The sequence below is a fragment of the Devosia sp. genome, from assembly GCF_036676215.1.
Taxonomy (GTDB): Bacteria; Pseudomonadota; Alphaproteobacteria; order Rhizobiales; family Devosiaceae; genus Devosia.
This window is the reverse complement of record NZ_JAKFDJ010000046.1, coordinates 1-15,575: the sequence shown is the minus strand read 5'-3', so window position 1 is coordinate 15,575 and position 15,575 is coordinate 1. Positions and strand designations below refer to the sequence as shown.

The 15,575-nt window shown below is 63.1% G+C and carries 16 protein-coding genes and 1 pseudogene; 9 read left to right on the top strand and 8 right to left on the bottom strand.

Annotated elements, in window-relative coordinates; all coding sequences use genetic code 11:
- Window positions 1-49 precede the first annotated feature (49 nt).
- A complete protein-coding gene (gene kdgD, locus V6M52_RS04050) occupies window positions 50-955 on the bottom strand; it encodes a 5-dehydro-4-deoxyglucarate dehydratase (RefSeq protein ID WP_332699699.1) in 906 nt (301 codons plus the stop codon).
- Window positions 956-1,168: 213 nt separating this feature from the next.
- On the opposite strand from kdgD, the gene V6M52_RS04045 reads away from it, so the two are divergent.
- Together V6M52_RS04045 and V6M52_RS04040 are read left to right on the top strand one after the other, a co-directional pair.
- Window positions 1,169-1,534, top strand: coding sequence for a hypothetical protein (locus V6M52_RS04045; protein ID WP_332699696.1), 366 nt, complete (start codon window positions 1,169-1,171; stop codon window positions 1,532-1,534).
- 63 nt (window positions 1,535-1,597) lie between these two features.
- Window positions 1,598-2,383, top strand: a complete 786-nt coding sequence (locus V6M52_RS04040; RefSeq protein WP_332699693.1) for an NAD-dependent epimerase/dehydratase family protein — start codon at window positions 1,598-1,600, stop codon at window positions 2,381-2,383.
- A gap of 2 nt (window positions 2,384-2,385) precedes the next feature.
- On the opposite strand, the gene V6M52_RS04035 is transcribed toward V6M52_RS04040, so the two are convergent.
- A complete protein-coding gene (locus V6M52_RS04035) occupies window positions 2,386-2,835 on the bottom strand; it encodes a universal stress protein (RefSeq protein WP_332687584.1) in 450 nt (149 codons plus the stop codon).
- Window positions 2,836-3,181: 346 nt separating this feature from the next.
- Here V6M52_RS04035 and V6M52_RS04030 point away from each other — a divergent pair, with 346 nt between their 5' ends.
- Together V6M52_RS04030 and V6M52_RS04025 are read left to right on the top strand one after the other, a co-directional pair.
- Window positions 3,182-3,547, top strand: a complete 366-nt coding sequence (locus V6M52_RS04030; protein WP_332699690.1) for a TetR-like C-terminal domain-containing protein — start codon at window positions 3,182-3,184, stop codon at window positions 3,545-3,547.
- Between the two features lie 270 nt (window positions 3,548-3,817).
- The gene (locus tag V6M52_RS04025; RefSeq protein ID WP_332687586.1) at window positions 3,818-4,750 is read left to right on the top strand and encodes a LysR family transcriptional regulator; all 933 of its coding nucleotides are present in this window, start codon (window positions 3,818-3,820) and stop codon (window positions 4,748-4,750) included.
- Between the two features lie 41 nt (window positions 4,751-4,791).
- Here V6M52_RS04025 and V6M52_RS04020 read toward each other — a convergent pair whose 3' ends face one another.
- A complete protein-coding gene (locus V6M52_RS04020; RefSeq protein ID WP_332699687.1) occupies window positions 4,792-5,739 on the bottom strand; it encodes a hypothetical protein in 948 nt (315 codons plus the stop codon).
- Window positions 5,740-6,012: 273 nt separating this feature from the next.
- On the opposite strand from V6M52_RS04020, the gene V6M52_RS04015 reads away from it, so the two are divergent.
- Window positions 6,013-6,696, top strand: a complete 684-nt coding sequence (locus V6M52_RS04015) for a glutathione S-transferase family protein (protein ID WP_332699684.1) — start codon at window positions 6,013-6,015, stop codon at window positions 6,694-6,696.
- A gap of 292 nt (window positions 6,697-6,988) precedes the next feature.
- On the opposite strand, the gene V6M52_RS04005 is transcribed toward V6M52_RS04015, so the two are convergent.
- Window positions 6,989-7,834, bottom strand: a complete 846-nt coding sequence (locus tag V6M52_RS04005; RefSeq protein ID WP_332699704.1) for a WD40/YVTN/BNR-like repeat-containing protein — start codon at window positions 7,832-7,834, stop codon at window positions 6,989-6,991.
- A gap of 157 nt (window positions 7,835-7,991) precedes the next feature.
- On the opposite strand from V6M52_RS04005, the gene V6M52_RS04000 reads away from it, so the two are divergent.
- Window positions 7,992-10,361 (top strand): heavy metal translocating P-type ATPase, encoded by a 2,370-nt coding sequence (locus tag V6M52_RS04000; protein WP_332699681.1) that lies wholly within the window; start codon window positions 7,992-7,994, stop codon window positions 10,359-10,361.
- Here V6M52_RS04000 and V6M52_RS03995 read toward each other — a convergent pair.
- Window positions 10,333-10,545, bottom strand: a complete 213-nt coding sequence (locus V6M52_RS03995; protein WP_332699702.1) for a pyocin activator PrtN family protein — start codon at window positions 10,543-10,545, stop codon at window positions 10,333-10,335. The genes V6M52_RS04000 and V6M52_RS03995 overlap by 29 nt on opposite strands.
- A 210-nt stretch (window positions 10,546-10,755) precedes the next feature.
- On the opposite strand from V6M52_RS03995, the gene dusA reads away from it, so the two are divergent.
- Together dusA and V6M52_RS03985 are read left to right on the top strand one after the other, a co-directional pair.
- Complete coding sequence (gene dusA, locus V6M52_RS03990) at window positions 10,756-11,748, top strand: tRNA dihydrouridine(20/20a) synthase DusA (protein ID WP_332699678.1); 993 nt, start codon at window positions 10,756-10,758, stop codon at window positions 11,746-11,748.
- Between the two features lie 157 nt (window positions 11,749-11,905).
- On the top strand, window positions 11,906-13,609 hold the full coding sequence (locus V6M52_RS03985; RefSeq protein ID WP_332699675.1) for an alpha/beta hydrolase family protein: 1,704 nt from the start codon (window positions 11,906-11,908) through the stop codon (window positions 13,607-13,609).
- A gap of 87 nt (window positions 13,610-13,696) precedes the next feature.
- Here the strand turns inward: V6M52_RS03985 and V6M52_RS03980 are convergent, their stop codons facing one another.
- The 3 genes from V6M52_RS03980 to V6M52_RS03970 form a co-directional block, all read right to left on the bottom strand.
- Window positions 13,697-14,125 carry a retropepsin-like aspartic protease family protein gene (locus tag V6M52_RS03980; protein WP_332699672.1) on the bottom strand — a complete coding sequence of 143 codons (429 nt, stop codon included), beginning with the start codon at window positions 14,123-14,125 and terminating at the stop codon, window positions 13,697-13,699.
- Window positions 14,126-14,130: 5 nt separating this feature from the next.
- A complete protein-coding gene (locus V6M52_RS03975) occupies window positions 14,131-14,343 on the bottom strand; it encodes a hypothetical protein (protein WP_332699669.1) in 213 nt (70 codons plus the stop codon).
- Window positions 14,344-14,530: 187 nt separating this feature from the next.
- Window positions 14,531-15,361 carry an adenosylcobinamide-GDP ribazoletransferase gene (locus tag V6M52_RS03970; RefSeq protein WP_332699666.1) on the bottom strand — a complete coding sequence of 277 codons (831 nt, stop codon included), beginning with the start codon at window positions 15,359-15,361 and terminating at the stop codon, window positions 14,531-14,533.
- A 12-nt stretch (window positions 15,362-15,373) separates the two neighbouring features.
- Here V6M52_RS03970 and V6M52_RS19950 point away from each other — a divergent pair.
- Window positions 15,374-15,575, top strand: a pseudogene (locus V6M52_RS19950) (hypothetical protein); the annotation flags it as partial.

The window sequence follows — 15,575 nt, the reverse complement described above, 5'->3', positions numbered from 1 at the left end:
CCTTGCGGTCCGGGCTTTCTGGCACCAGGGAGGCCGTGCCAGGGAAGCTCTAGCTATGCGCCGCAATCAGCTGCGCCAGCGTCTCGCGCTCGCTCGCGGTGAGCTCGGTCAGCGGGCTGCGCACCTTGCCGGCCGGGCGTCCCACCAGTTCGGCGCCCGCCTTGATCATCGACACGGCATAGCCGCGCTTCTTGTCGCGCAGTTCGATCAGTGGCAGGTAGAAGCTCTTGAGCAGCGCCTGCACCGTCGCGCCATCGCGCTGGCGGATGGCGCGGTAAAAGCGCAGCGCCAGCTCCGGCACGAAGTTGAACACTGCCGAGGAATAGGTGGTCACGCCCATTTCCAGATACGGCCGGGCAAACACTTCGGCTGTCGGCAATCCGCCGATATGCACCATGCGATCGCCGATCCGGCTCGCCACCTGCACCATCAGCTGCAGGTCCCCGATCCCGTCCTTGTAGCCGATCAGGTTGGGGCATAGCTCGGCCAGCCGCGCCAGCGAGTCCGGCGTCAGCCGTGAATTGTCGCGCGCATAATAGATGACGCCGATCCCCACCGCGTCGCAGATCGCCTTCATATGGGCGATGATGCCCTCCTGTTCGGCGAACATCAGGTAATGCGGCAGCACCAGTATGCCCGCCGCCCCCGCCTTCTCGGCGCGCCTGGCCAGGTCCACCGCCATGCGCGTGCCATAGCCCACCCCGGCCAGCACCGGCACATTGGCCGAGCTGTTGCTGACCGCCGTGCGGATCACGTCGTCATATTCGTCATAGCCGATCGAGAAGAATTCCCCCGTACCGCCCGCCGCGAACAGCCCCGAGGCGTCGAACGAGGACAGCCACTGCAACCGCCTGGCATAGGAATCGCGGTCGAACTCGCCCGCTTCATCGAAGTCCGTCACCGGAAAGGACAATAGGCCCGAACCGATCTTGGCCTTGATTTCGTCGAGGGTCACATCCATCTCCTGCACGCGATAATTAGTATGACTGCATTGAGCTAACATCGCCACAACCACCCTGTCAACGACCGCAAATAGGTGGATATCCAAAAGAAGTATGATGCATTATTGACAGCACCAATGCAGTCATACCACACTGCCCCACCACAACCCGAAACCGGGACCAACCCCAACGGTGCGACAGCTCACAAAGCTTGATGGGAGGGCACATTGAAGCATCTCAGGATTGCCGCTCTGGCGGGGATATCCATTCTTGCGCTCGGCCACGCCGCCTTCGCGCAGACCTATAGCCAGGCCCCCGAACTCGACGCGCTGGTTTCCAGCGGCGACTTGCCGGCGGTGGCTGAACGCGTCGGCGCCGAGCCGCGCGTCATCGTGCCGGTCGGTGAGGTGGGTCGCTACGGCGGCACCTTCCGCGGCGGCAATGACCGCAACATGCTCTTTACCCATTTGGGCCACGAGCCGCTGATCGCTTGGGATGCGGACTGGATTGGCGAAGTCGTTCCCAATATTGCCGCCTGCTATACGGCCAGCGCCGATAGCAAGGATTTCACCTTCACCCTGCGCGAAGGCTGATCAGCGCCGTACCCCGCCCCGATCCGCGCCTGCGCGTCGATGCTCCCGCCTGAGGAATAGGCTATGCCCCAAATCCTGCTGACTGGTGCCTCGGGTAGCCTGGGTAGCTATTTGCGTCATTGGTTTACCGGGCGGGGCAGGGCCTTCCTGCCCACCGATATCGTCGCCACCGAGGACGGCTCGCCGGTCGAAATCGCCGACCTGGCCGATCGCGCCGCCATCGACCGCCTGATGGCGCAGGACATTTCCGCCGTCGTGCATTTCGGCGGCATGGCCAAGGAGGCCGGCTGGCAGACCGTGCTCGAAGCCAACATCATGGGCGCCTACAATGTCTTTGAATCGGCCCGCAAGGCCGGTGTCCGGCGCGTCATCTTCGCCTCGTCCTACCATGCGCAGGGCATGTATCCGACCGCCGAGGTGCCGATTGCCATCGACGCTCCCTATCGTCCGGATTCGCTCTACGGGGTTTCAAAGGCGTTCGGGGAGACCTTGAGCCGGCTTTATTTCGACAAGTTCGGCATCGAATGCCTCGCCATCCGCATCTGCACTGCCGACCAGCCGGGCACTCCTCGGGAGGCCCGGATCTGGTTCAATCGCGACGATCTGGCGAGCCTGGTCGATTACGCGCTGGATATCGAAACGCTGGGGCACCGTACCATCTTCGGCATCTCGAACAATCCCAACGCGTTCTTCGTCAACGCGCCTGACCCCGATTTCGGCTGGTCACCCAGCCACGGCTCGCTCGAACTCGGATCACCCGATCCCCGCCAGCCGCTTGACCCCAATGATCCGCGTCACCAGCTGACCGGCGGCATCTTTGCCGAATGGGGCCATTTCGACGACGGCTGACCCTATTTGACAACCAGCACGGGAATGGTCGAACGCGCCAGCACCTCCGCCGCCTGGCTGCCCAGCAGCAACCGGCCGAGACCGCGCCGCCCATGCGAGCCCATGACGATCAGGTCCGCGCCCTGTGCCTTGGCGGTGTCCAGCAAGGCATCGGCGGCGACGCTGGATGGCACATGGATCGGCTCGATGGTCTGCCCGAATTCCTTGGCGAGGGCCTGCGCCTCATCCAGCGTGGCCTTGGCCGAGCTGGCCTTGGCCGCTTCCAGTTCGGCAATGATTTCGCCGGTATTGATGGCCATGATTTCGGCCCCGGGTGAGATCAGCACCGACGGCTCGGTGACCGTGACCACGAACAGCCGCGCATGCGACTCCCTGGCCAGCGTCAGCGCATGACGCAATGCCTTGGTTGCCAGTTCTGATCCGTCAATGCCGATGACGATACGTGTATACATGGCTTGTCCTCTCGGTTTCCCATGCCAACATATACCCGCCGGTCTTTCCGTCCATTGATCCAGATCAGTCGCCGTGGATTGCCCCACGCAAGATGGCCGAATACTGGCTCAGTTCCGACCAATTGGAACTCATGACCCAACTCAAGATGCTGGCCTGAGGCATGAACGGGCGCTCCCTTTTTCGAGCAAGCGCCTGTTCGATTCGGCAGCCGGCCCCTCGATTTAAGAGGGCTTCATCCAAACCGCTGCGGTCCGGTTTACGAAGGCTTCGAAAGACCCGGGCGCTCGGCCGATGCTGTTGAAAACCTGACGTGTCGTTTTGTCCTCTGCGCCGTGGGAAATTGCCGTGTCCATCGCCGCCAGAGTCGGCGCAAGGGCTGCCGGCACGCCGCCCCTTGCAAACCAGTCCGTCATGTCGCTTGCCGTCAAGCGGCGCATCCTGCCGGATTTGCACGCGGAAATGCAGCGCAATCCGGCTTTGGCTGGAGGGGTCAGGAGCCGCGTGCAGATCGAACGCCGCCAGCGCTCAGCCGCAATTCTGCAGCGCGCCATTGCTCGTGACGAACTGCCTGGCGACGTGGATATCGAGCTGTTCAATGATGCGGGGGCTGGCGTGCTGTACTGGCGCATGATCATCACGCGCGACAGGGCCGGTAGCGATTTTGTTGAGGCGTTGACGCACTTCATTATCGCCGGACTGCAAAAGTCCTGACCGCCAGTTGTGTAGCGCGTCTCTTCTCGTTCTGGTGTTGAGAAGGTACAGATCAGCGGCGCATGTCCAGCGGCAGAGGCACCTCCCACCTTGGCGCCGAGCAACCAGGTAACCCAGCACTTGGTCAATGCTATCCGCCGTACCGCAGTCGCCGGTGATGAAGGAGTGCCAGGCCGCCGGTCCAGCTATCCACGGCCTCTCCGGCTGAATTGACTCGGTGTCGCATATTCACAAAATGTGGCATCCTTCTCGAGTTTTAGGGTAGCTTTAGTGAACCGATTGCAGTCTGATTTTGACTTGGGATTGCTGCTCACCTTCGATGCCTTGCTGAAGGATCGGAACGTGACGCATGCGGCGGCTCGATTGAACATAACGCAGTCGGCCCTATCCGCTCGACTAACCCGGTTGCGGCACTTGTTGGGCGATCCGCTGTTTATTCCGTCAAACTCCGGACGCGGCATGGTGGCATCGCCACATGCGCTGGCGCTCCAGCCAGAACTGGTGCGGCTGCTCGAGCAGATGAATGATTTCATTGGTGTGGCGCGGGTTTTCGAGCCAAGGAGCAGCAAGCGCATCTACCGCATTGCTGCTACGGATAATCCCGTGTCCATTCTGGCGCCAGACCTCATCCCGCATCTCAAATCGGAAGCCCCGCACGTCAAAGTGGCATTCACCATGCCCAACAAGGCGCGGATTGCCGAGCAACTCGAGCAGGGCGAGGTCGATATATTCGTTGGTGCGGCAGAGGATGGCGCGCCGGGGCTGGTCGTGCGCAAATTGTTCCAGGAAGAGTTCGTCACCGCGCAGCGCAAGGGGCATCCCCGGGGACGCGGGCCAATGACGCTCGATGAGTTCTGTTCACTGGACCATCTTCTCATTTCCACCAGCGGCGGCCAGTTCGCGGGTATGGTGGACAACGCCCTCTCGGATCTGGGTCGTAGCCGCCAGGTCAGCGTATCGGTTCAAAGCTATGCCCTGGCGCCGCTGGTCCTCACGAGTACAGACCTGGTCTGTACGCTGCCCCGCCGGTTCCTGGAGCGCTTCGATCAGGTGCTCGATGTGATCAAAACACCATTTGAATTGCCTCCCTTTGAGATGAACCTGTTCTGGCACCGGCGAATGAGTGCGGACGCCGCGCACACCTGGCTGCGCGGGCAAGTGCTGCAATGCGCCCGAGGGCTGATGAAAGCGCCGCGCGCCTGATAGTGGAATGATGGCCGGACAACCTGCCCGGCCATCACGGATCAGAATTCCTGCAACAGGTAGTCGCTGACCTTTTCGGCCTTGGGATCGAACAGCGTATCGAGACGCGAGTTGAGGACGTAGATGTCGTCACCAACCACGGCGGCGGCTGTCGGCATGGAATTTTCGCTCGCCTTGGTACGAGAGATGGTCGCGGTCTGCCAGCCATCTGTCGAGGTGAGTTCCACAGCGCGATCTACCCCCAGGTTCTGAACCACGAGCAGGTGCTCGCCATCGACCAGATGGATTCCGTCGGCGCCGATCAGCGCCTCGGGCAGCTCGACGGACTGGATATCGGTTGGATCGGCAATGCTGACACGGAAAAGCTCGCCGCTATTGTATTTGCCGACCAGCAGATAGCCGTCGGCGTGGACGGCGATGCCGTTGAGGTTGAAACCCTGCTCGGTGAAAAACAGCGGGCTCTGGGCGAAGATGGATGCCTGGCCATCGGCATCTATCTTGTAGATGAGCGGTGCAAAGCTATCGGTAACATAGGCGTTTCCGACAGCATCGAGAACGATGTCGTTGGCGAAATGTGTACCCTCGCTGAGCGCGCCAAGGTCGAAATAGGCCTGCGGTTCGCCGGTGGTGGCATTGTAGGTGGCAATGGCTGCCAGCGTGCCTTGCGTGGGGGCGGCAGTACGGGTGCCGACGCCCGGATCCGAGTTGGTCACCCACAGCGTATTGTTGGCATCGTCCACCAGAAGGCCGACCGTCGAGACTAGGCGATCATCGATGATGAAGGGCGTGTAGGTGCCCGCCATATCGACCTTGGCGACCACGCCCTGGGTCACCGACCCCAGCAGAAAGGCATCCTGCTTGGCCGAAAAGGTGAAGCTTTCCGGATAGGCAAGTTCGGCGGTGAAGCCGATGTCCTGAGCCAGGACGGGCCCGCCAAAGGCGAAAACCGCGATGGTGGCGACGCTGGCCATAAGATTGCGATGGATCATCTTTCGTTCCTTTCGATCATCGATGGCGCTGATCTAGTGCGTCGCGGCGCCTCCCAGAAACGCCGTCGCCTGATGGGAGCAATCGATCCGCTTGATGGCTTTCGGGCTTGTCATAGGCAGCCGACTTCATATGGAGCGCGGCATCCATGGGGTGGATGGGACCAAGTTTCAGGATCGATTTGTGCATGGCCGGGCCGCCCCTCATGTTTTCGGGGCAGACCACGATCGCCGGCCAGAACCGGCCAGCCCGACCTGCGAACAAGGAATTCAGTGATGATCGATTTCTATTTCCATGCGACCCCCAATTCGATGAAGGTCGCCGTATTGCTGCAGGAACTTGCCCTGCCGTTCACGATCAAACCCATCGATATCTTCAAGGGTGAGCAGCACCTGGCCGCCTATACGGCCATCAACCCGAACGGCAAGGTGCCCGCTCTCGTGGATGGAGCGACAACCGTTTTCGATTCCCATGCCATCCTGCTCTATCTGGCCGACAAGCATGGCCAGTTCGTACCCCAGGATCGCACCGAATATGCCAGCATGCTGTCATGGCTGCAGATGGTGGCGACCGGCCTGTCACCATTTTCGGGCCAGGCCATCCACTTCATGCACTATGCCCCCAAGCAGTTGCCGTATGCGGTCAACCGCTACACCAGGGAAGTCGCGCGCCACTATGGCGTGCTGGATGCGCGCCTGGGCCAGTCGCGATACCTGGCAGGCGACAACTATACAATTGCGGACATGGCGCTCTGGGGCTGGGCGGCGTCGGCCGGCTACGTCTTCGGCGCCGACGGACTCAAGGCCTATCCGAATGTGCAGCGCTTCATGGATGAAATGGCGCTGCGGCCCGCCGTCCAAAGGGCGCTTGAAATGAAGGCAGCCCATACGTTCAAGTCCGAGCTGGACGATGCGGCACGACGCGCCATGTTCCCGCAGAACGAGCAGACGGCGGCCTAGTGTCATGGCGGCGGGACCCGAGTTCCGCCGCCTCAGGGTTCGAGAACAGCGCCCGGTCGCTCCGGACGAGATCGGCGATGGATTCGTTTGAGGCGCAGCCGCTCGACGATCTTCGTCAGTGCCCCCATGCGGCGTCGCGATGAAGTCGGGCAGGATGCCCAGTGCTGCGCCTGACAGGACGATGTCTCACGGATCGACAATTGGCCGCCATTCGTGAATCCGGCGGTGCCGTTGGTGCCAATTTCGCCACGGCCTATCTCCGGCCGGACGGTCAGATGGGCGAGGATAAATCTCACTGGGCCACTGGCCGCCAGGATTTGCCGGCGTCCTCGCTGATCAGCACGGCGCTCGCGTCGGTGACCGCCGCAAGGCGGTTGGGCATATCCGCATCCACGGCGAGGTGCAGGATTACACGCTGGCCGAAGTCCTCGGACAAGGCGGTCCACAAACCGGCGTCGCTCCTGCGGAAGAGCCCGCCGCCGGCGAAGAAGGCGTAGGTCTCCCCGGACCCGGTCGACTCGACGGCAGTCACCGGGACGCCCTCGGGGCCGGACCTTGTCCAGGAGGCGCCGAAATCGGTGCTGACCATCAATCCATCCATGGTCCCGGCATAAAGGGTCCCCGGATCGTCGGGCCCGGCCGCCAAGTCGATGGTATCGGCCGGGGCGGGACCCGATATGGCCCAGGTCACCCCCGCGTCGCGACTGACCTGAATTCCGCCGAATAGGCCGTAGACCACCTCCGGATCGGCCGGGCTGACGCTCATGGCGTGGAAGTCCACCGGCCCGCCGACGCCGTCGGCCAGGGGAAACCATTCTGCGCCGCCGTCGTTTGAACTCAGCACGCCCATGTTGCCGCCGCCAGAGGGATGGCCGCTGGCGATGAGCTGGTCTGGCCCGGCGCGGGTGAAGCCCATGAAGTCGTGCGGCTCGGAGATCAACCGGGCCTGGCCAGCCGGGTCTACGGCAAAGACGCCATGATGCGTCGCGAGAACAAGGTCGTCCGCAGGTCCGAAGGCGACGCCATGGATATGCGACAGCGTCGACACCGGAACGCTTACTGCGTGTTCGGCCGCGCCCAACCCGGCGGAGCCGGCGACAAACAGGACGGCAAGTAGCGTAAAAGCACGAGAGCGCATGCGGCGAACTCCAGGTGACATGATTTCTCCCAGACTAGCCGCCGCACGGTGGATCGGCGAGACTCGCCGAACGGATGACGACAAAGTGAGCGTTGGGGGTTGACCTTGCCACCGTGGGAAGGCTCACACCTAGCGCATCGAACGCGAGGATAGCGATATGAGCGGAACCGCGGATACGCCCCATCATCTTCATGGTGATGATCACCATGCCCATCATCGGCACGCCCATGACGGGCAGCAGGTCAAGGATCCCGTTTGCGGCATGTCGGTCGATCCGGCCACGGCGAAGTTCAGGGCCGAACACGCCGGCAAAACCTATTACTTCTGCTCGGCCAAATGCCACGACAAGTTCGTGGCCGATCCTGCCGCCTATCTCACCAAAGCCGAAGTGCCTGCGGCGGCAGTGGCGCCAGGCACGATCTACACCTGCCCGATGCACCCCCAGATCCGCCAGGACCATCCCGGCAACTGCCCGATCTGTGGCATGACGCTCGAGCCCGAGCTGCCGACCGCCGAAACTGGTCCGAGCGCCGAGCTGGTCGACATGACCCGTCGTTTCTGGGTGAGCACGGCCCTCGCCATACCGGTGACCCTGCTCGAAATGGGCAGTCACTTCTTCGACTTTCACGCCTTCATATCGCCGCAGAATCTGAACTGGGTGCAGTTGATCCTGGCGACGCCCGCAGTGCTCTGGGCCGGATGGCCGTTTTTCGAGCGCGGCGCCGCCTCCGTGGTCAACCGCAGCCTCAACATGTTCACGCTGATCGCCATGGGTGTCGGGGTGGCATGGCTCTATTCGGTCATCGCTACCACGCTTCCGGGCGTCTTCCCGGCCGACATGCGCGGCATGGGCGGAGCCGTACCGGTTTACTTCGAAGCCGCTGCCGTGATCACCGCGCTGGCGCTGCTCGGCCAGGTGCTCGAGCTGCGAGCACGCGAACAGACATCGGGTGCCATCAAGGCGCTGCTGGACCTGGCGCCCAAGACGGCGCGGCGCATCCGCGCCGACGGATCGGACGAAGAGGTCGGCATCGAGACGATCGCCGTCGGCGATCGGCTGCGCGTGCGGCCGGGCGAAAAGGTGCCGGTCGATGGCAAGGTGCTCGAGGGGCGCAGTGCGCTCGATGAGTCCATGGTCACCGGCGAATCCATGCCGGTCACCAAGGACGTGGGCGACCGGTTGATCGGCGGCACGATCAACCAGTCTGGTGGGCTCGTGATGGAAGCCGTACAGATCGGTCAGGACACCATGCTGTCGCGGATCGTGCAGATGGTGGCCGCGGCCCAGCGCTCGCGGGCACCGATCCAGAAGCTGGCGGACCAGGTGTCCGGCTGGTTCGTGCCGCTGGTGATCGCCGTCGCCATCATGGCCTTCGCCGCCTGGGGCATCTGGGGCCCCGAGCCGCGCCTGGCCTATGGCATGGTGGCCGCGGTTTCGGTGCTGATCATCGCCTGTCCCTGTGCCCTGGGCCTGGCGACGCCGATGTCGATCATGGTTGGCGTCGGCAAGGGGGCCAATCTCGGCCTCCTGATCAAGAATGCCGAGGCGCTGGAGCGGCTGGAAAAGGTCGATATTCTGGTGATCGACAAGACAGGCACGCTCACCGAAGGCAAGCCGGCGGTAACCGCGATCGTTCCGGCGGAGGACGTCGACGAGGAACGGCTCCTCCGCCTTGCAGCGAGCCTCGAACGGGCAAGCGAGCATCCGCTTGGCCTCGCCATCGTCAACGCGGCCAAGGAACGCGGCTTGACCCTGTCGGACCCGGCGAATGTGGACTCACCCGTCGGCAAGGGCCTCACTGGCACTGTGGAGGGCCAGCAAGTGCATATCGGCAGCTCGAAATACCTCAAATCCGTGGGTATCGACACGGACGCCTGGGCGGACCGTGCCGATGTGCTTCGCGCCGAAGGCGCAACGGCGATCCTTGTGGGCATCGACAAACGCCTCGCCGGCGTCATCGGTATCTCCGATCCGATCCGCAAGACGACCCCGGTCGCCCTGGCGGAACTGGCACGAGAGGGCATCAAGGTCGTCATGATGACCGGCGATAACAAGGTCACGGCCGATGCTGTCGCCCGGCGTCTCGGGATCGACGCGGTCGAGGCCGATGTGCTGCCCGAGCGCAAGAGCGAAGTTGTCAGCCGTCTGCGCGGCGAGGGCGGCATCGTCGCGATGGCGGGGGATGGCGTCAACGATGCCCCCGCTCTTGCTGCGGCCGATGTGGGCATTGCCATGGGAACCGGCACCGATGTCGCCATCGAGAGCGCCGGCGTCACCCTGCTCAACGGCGACCTGATGGGTATCGTCAAGTCCCGGGCGCTGTCGCGGGCGGTCATGGTCAATATCCGCCAGAATCTGTTCTTCGCCTTTATCTACAATGCGGCGGGCGTTCCGGTGGCGGCAGGCGTGCTCTACCCGTTCTTCGGCCTGACCCTGTCACCGGCAATCGCCGCCGCCGCTATGGCATTGTCCTCGGTCAGCGTCATCGGCAACTCCCTCAGATTGCGCAATGTGAAGATCGGCTGAGCGCGTTCTGGACCATCGGAGGGGGGGGCGCAAACGTGCGCCGCGCCTGTTCGTTTGCGTAGTGCTGAGGGCTATGGCTGCCCCTCATCTCCCTCTGGCGCACCTGTCTGGGCTTATCAAGGTAGTCTGCCAAATCCCGCAAATGGACACCCTTGGCACATTTCTGACTTGTTTCTATTCGCATGAGCGGCAAGGCAATGTCGCCTGAACTGAGCTTGCGAAGAAATCTAGGAGCGTTAGGAGTGAAAAGAAATCGCGACGGACTTCAGCAGAAAAGCGGTGTTGAGTGACATTGGTGGTTACACTCTGAAGAATAGAATGAAATGAGTCACATATCACAGGGTCGGTAATGGCAGTCCGTCCAATCTCAGAGTGGTTTTGAAGCTGTAGATAAATGATTGAAAAACATAGGAAATTCTCCGTAGCGCCGATGATGGACTGGACGGACCGCCATTGCCGGTTCCTCCATCGGCTGCTCACGCGCGAAGCTCTGCTGTTTACCGAAATGGTCACCGGCGCCGCCATCGTGCATGGCGATGCGCAGCGCCATTTGCGCTTCGACCCGGTCGAACAGCCCGTTGCCCTGCAGCTGGGCGGCTCCGATCCGGCCGAACTGGCCAAGGCCACGCGCCTGGCGCATGAGGCCGGCTATGCCGAGATCAACCTCAATGTCGGCTGCCCGTCCGACCGTGTGCAGTCTGGCCGCTTCGGCGCCTGCCTGATGGCCGAGCCGGACCTCGTGGCCGAATGCGTCCGCGCCATGCGTGACGCCACCGACCGCCCGGTAACCGTCAAATGCCGCATCGGCATCGACGATCAGGATACTGAGGAAAGCCTCGATCGCTTCGCCGACGTCATGGTCGCGGCCGGTGTCGACGCTCTCTATGTCCACGCCCGCAAGGCCTGGCTCAAGGGTCTCTCTCCCAAGGAAAACCGCACCATTCCGCCACTCGACTATGACCGCGTGCATCGCCTGCGCGCGCGCCTGACGCCGCTGCCGGTGATGCTCAATGGCGGTTTGGAATCCCTCGAAGTGGCTGAGGCGCAGATGGCCCATGTCGATGGCGTCATGCTGGGCCGCGCCGCCTATCACACCCCGATGCTCCTCGCTGAGGTCGATCGCCGATTCTTCGGCGCCACCGAGGAGCCGGTGACACTCGAGGCGATCATGCACGCCATGGCCGATTATGCCGATCGCGAAGCCGGGCAGGGGACCCGCCTCAACAACATCGCCCGCCACATGCTGGGTCTTGCCAATGGCCTGCCGGGTGCGCGCCAGTTCCGGCAGATTCTCAGCGTCGATGCCTGCAGGCCGGGCGCTGATTCATCGGTCATGCTCCGCGCGCTGGACGCGGTGAACCGTCCGCGCCTCGCCGAAGCCAGCTAGCCCGGACGGCGGCAGGCGTCCGCGCTCGTTTTCGACAAGATACATTTCGTTTGGGCGCGTTTGGTTTCGTATTGAGCTATGCTAAAACCATTCGACGGCGGCGCGCGCCACTCAAGGCGCGGGTGGGTCGTTTCGTTTTGGGGGGAGCTCAATGCAAATGTTAGGCAAGTATCGTCTTTTCCACTTTGGGTGGGTCATCATCCTTTTGGGCGCATTGCTCGCCCACTTCATTCAGACCTCGGGTGGCATCGCCATCCGCGACCTGCGCTTCAACGGCACCAATGGTCAGGTGCTCAGCGGCCTGCTCTATGTGCCGCCCGGCGTCACCGCCGAAAACAAGGCGCCGGCGATCCTGGCTGTTCATGGCTATTTCAACAGCCGCGAAACCCAGGATGGCTTCGCAATCGAATTCGCCCGCCGCGGCTATGTCGTGCTGGCGCTTGACCAGACCGGCCACGGCTATTCCGATGCGCCGGCCTTCAGCAACGGTTTCGGTGGTCCGGCAGGGCTTGCTTATCTCCGCTCGCTCGACATTGTCGATACCGACAATATCGGTCTCGAAGGGCACTCCATGGGCGGCTGGACCGTTCTGGCTGCCGCCGCCGCCATGCCGGATGCCTACAAGGCCGTCGTCCTGCAAGGGTCGAGCACTGGCGCGCCCTTCGCAAAGGAAGGCGACCCCAGTTGGCCTCGGAATCTGGCCGTGGTCTTCTCCAAGTTCGACGAATTCTCGGACTTCATGTGGGGCGTGCCCCGCGCACAGGACCTGCCCACCAGTCCCAAGCTGCAGGCTGCCTTCGGCACGGCTGAGCCCGTGGTTGTGGGCGAGGTCTATGGCGATCTGGCTGCGGGCACAGCACGCATCCTGCAGCAGCCCAACACCACCCATCCTGGCAATCACCTCTCCAGCGAAGCCATTGGGGATGCCATCGACTGGTTTGACCAGACCCTCGAAGGCGCCAAGGCCATTCCGTCCAGCGACCAGATCTGGATCTGGAAGGAAATCGGCACCCTGATCGCCCTCATCGGATTCGTCGTGCTGCTGGCCGGCGCTTTCGAAATGCTGCTGTCCACCCAGGCCTTCGCTCATCTTCGCCGCGAGCCGGCCGGCTTTGCTCATGAAAAGCGGAGCCCGAAGTGGTGGCTGGCTTTCGCCCTGGCCGCCTTCGTGCCGGTGATCACCTATTACACCTTCTTCTACTGGGCGACGCTGGTCTTCCCGGCATCCGCCATCCTGCCCCAGAGCTTCACCAGCCAGATCGCGTTCTGGGCGGTGCTCAACGGCGTCATCGTCTTCCTCGTCGGCCTGCTGCTCAGGGGCAACAAGGTCGAAGGTCGCGGGGACATATTCGGCTCGGTGCTCATCGCGCTGGCCACGGTTGGCATCGGTTATCTGTTCGTCGCCGCCACCGATTTCTTCTTCAAGGTGGATTTCCGCTTCTGGGTGCTTGCCCTCAAGCCGCTCGATCTGGTCCGCTTCAAGATCGCGCTGGTCTACCTCGTCCCGTTCACGGTGTTCTTTGTCCTGGCGCTCCGTGGCCTGCATATCGGCCTCTCGGTTCGGGGCGATAGCCGCCTGGTGCAATACCTTTCCAATGTCGGGGCGATGGCGCTCGGCTTCGTGGTGTTCCTCGGCTTCCAGTATCTGACGCTGCTCTTCACCGGGCATCTGTTCAGCATGAACGAGTCGCTGACGACCGTGATTGGCATGCAGTTCCTGCCGCTGCTTGCGGTGGTCGCATTCCTCTCCACCTACGCCTGGCGTCGCACCGGCAGCTATCTGCCTGGTGCCTTCATCAACGCGCTGTTCGTCACCTGGTATATCGTGGGCAGCCAGGCCACCCAGTTCCCGGTCAGCTAATCCCGGACCTGGTGCTTGCGAGAACGAAACGGCCGGTGTTCGCACCGGCCGCCTTCTTTGGGCTGCCGGCCCGCCCGATAGCGCGCGTCAGTCCACCAGTTCGAGCGAATTCTGCGTGACGCTGTAGCGGCTCAGCGTTTCGAGGAACGTCATGCCGAGCAGGCTCTGCTCCAGCGCGCCGCTCTCGGCGACAAACGCCACCACGCCCTCGCGCATGATACCGCCCACCTCGATGCGGTCGAGCCGCACCCGCGCCGCTCGTCCGGTGCCGTTGGCGGTAGAAACCGGAATGCTGAAACGCAGCCCCTCGGTATCGATGCCCGCTGCTTCCGCATCGGCAATGGTCAGCACCACCGCGCTGGCCCCGGTATCGAAGATCATCGGCGTCGTATGGCCATTGACCGTGGTGTTGATCTCGAAATGCCCGCCCATGCCCCGGCGGAACGTTGCCAACCCCTGTTCGGCATCCACCATGGCCACGCCGGGCCGCAGCTCGCCGGCGACTCGCCCGACCATGCCGGTCAACTCGTCGCGATAGGCGTAGGTGACTGCACCAGCTCCGATACCTTGCGCCGCCGCGTGAACAAACCACCGGCAAAGACGATGAGGATCACCAGCAAGGGGATCAGTTGCGCCGTTTGCGCCTGTGTCATCCCGACGAGGCTTCCGGCATCGGTGCTGATCAGCAACGCAATGCCCACGGCAATCAACAGCGCTATGCCGATAAAGATCATGCTCGCGCCTCTGCCCGGTTTGCGTGTGTCATCAGGACGATAAAGTCATCGTCTGTGGCAATTTCAAGCTTCGAACCGTCCCGAAGGGAAAAATCACGCCAGTGGCGTGATTTTAGGTGAGAGGGCCATGAGGCCTATGGCCGAATGGCGGTAGAACCGTCCCACCGGGACAATCGCTCCAACGCGCTCAAACAAACGGCAGCAGCCCCACCAGCATCGCGATCTCCGCCAGGGCCCCCAACGCCCCGATCAGGTCGCCTGTCTGCCCACCCACCAGCCGCCGGCACAGCGCCGTCCAGCCGGCCATGACAGCCACGGCCAGCAGCAGCGCCGCCAGCAGGGCCACGATGCTCGTCGCCGGCCCGGCCAGCAGAAACAGCAACAGGAGGGCAAACACCGCACCCACGGCAAAATTGCGGGCCGGCAATTGCCCCGCCGTTGCCGCTGCACCATCGCGCCGCGCCGGCGGCAGTGCCACGGCGACCCAGAGCGCACCCGACCGCCCGACAATGCTCGCCGCCAGCCATATGGCACCGGCCGCGAGCGGATTGATCGCCGCAACTGCCCCCAGAGCCGTCACCCGCAACAGGATGAACAGGCACAGCGCCGCCACCCCATAGGTGCCGTGTCGGCTGTCCTTCATGATTTCGAGGCGTCGCTCGATGCTGTGCCCGCCAAACAACCCGTCGGCCGCATCGGCCAGCGCATCTTCGGCCATGGCGCCGCTGACAATCACCATTGCTGCGACCGCCAGCGCAGCGGCGAAATAACTCGGCAGCCCGATCAGCGCGCCGCCGATCAGCAGCAGCGCCGGCCCGATGCCGATGGCTACGCTCGCCAGCGGCAGCGCCATGGCGATCCGCCCGAGATTTGGCGCCTGGTGCGGCGCGTTTCCCGTTGGCAGCCGCGAGAAAAACCGCAGCGCCATGATGAAATCGGCCTGCAGGCCCATGTCGTCGGCCGCTACGCGGGGGCTGCTGGGCTCGCCAGCTTCGAGGGTTGGTTCATCGACGTTCAATTGCTTTTCGTCCTGCAATCGGCAACAAGTCCCCTCCTTCCTAACCCGAACCATCGCGACTCGCCATGTCCACGCTCAGCCCCGCCTATGCCGACGTCATCGAGCTTCTGACCATTGCGCCCGATGGCGACGAGGCCGCCGTCGCGGCGGTCCGCGCCCGCGACTCGCAGCTGACCAAGCCGCCCGGTTCGCTTGGCGCGCTTGAAGGTCTCGT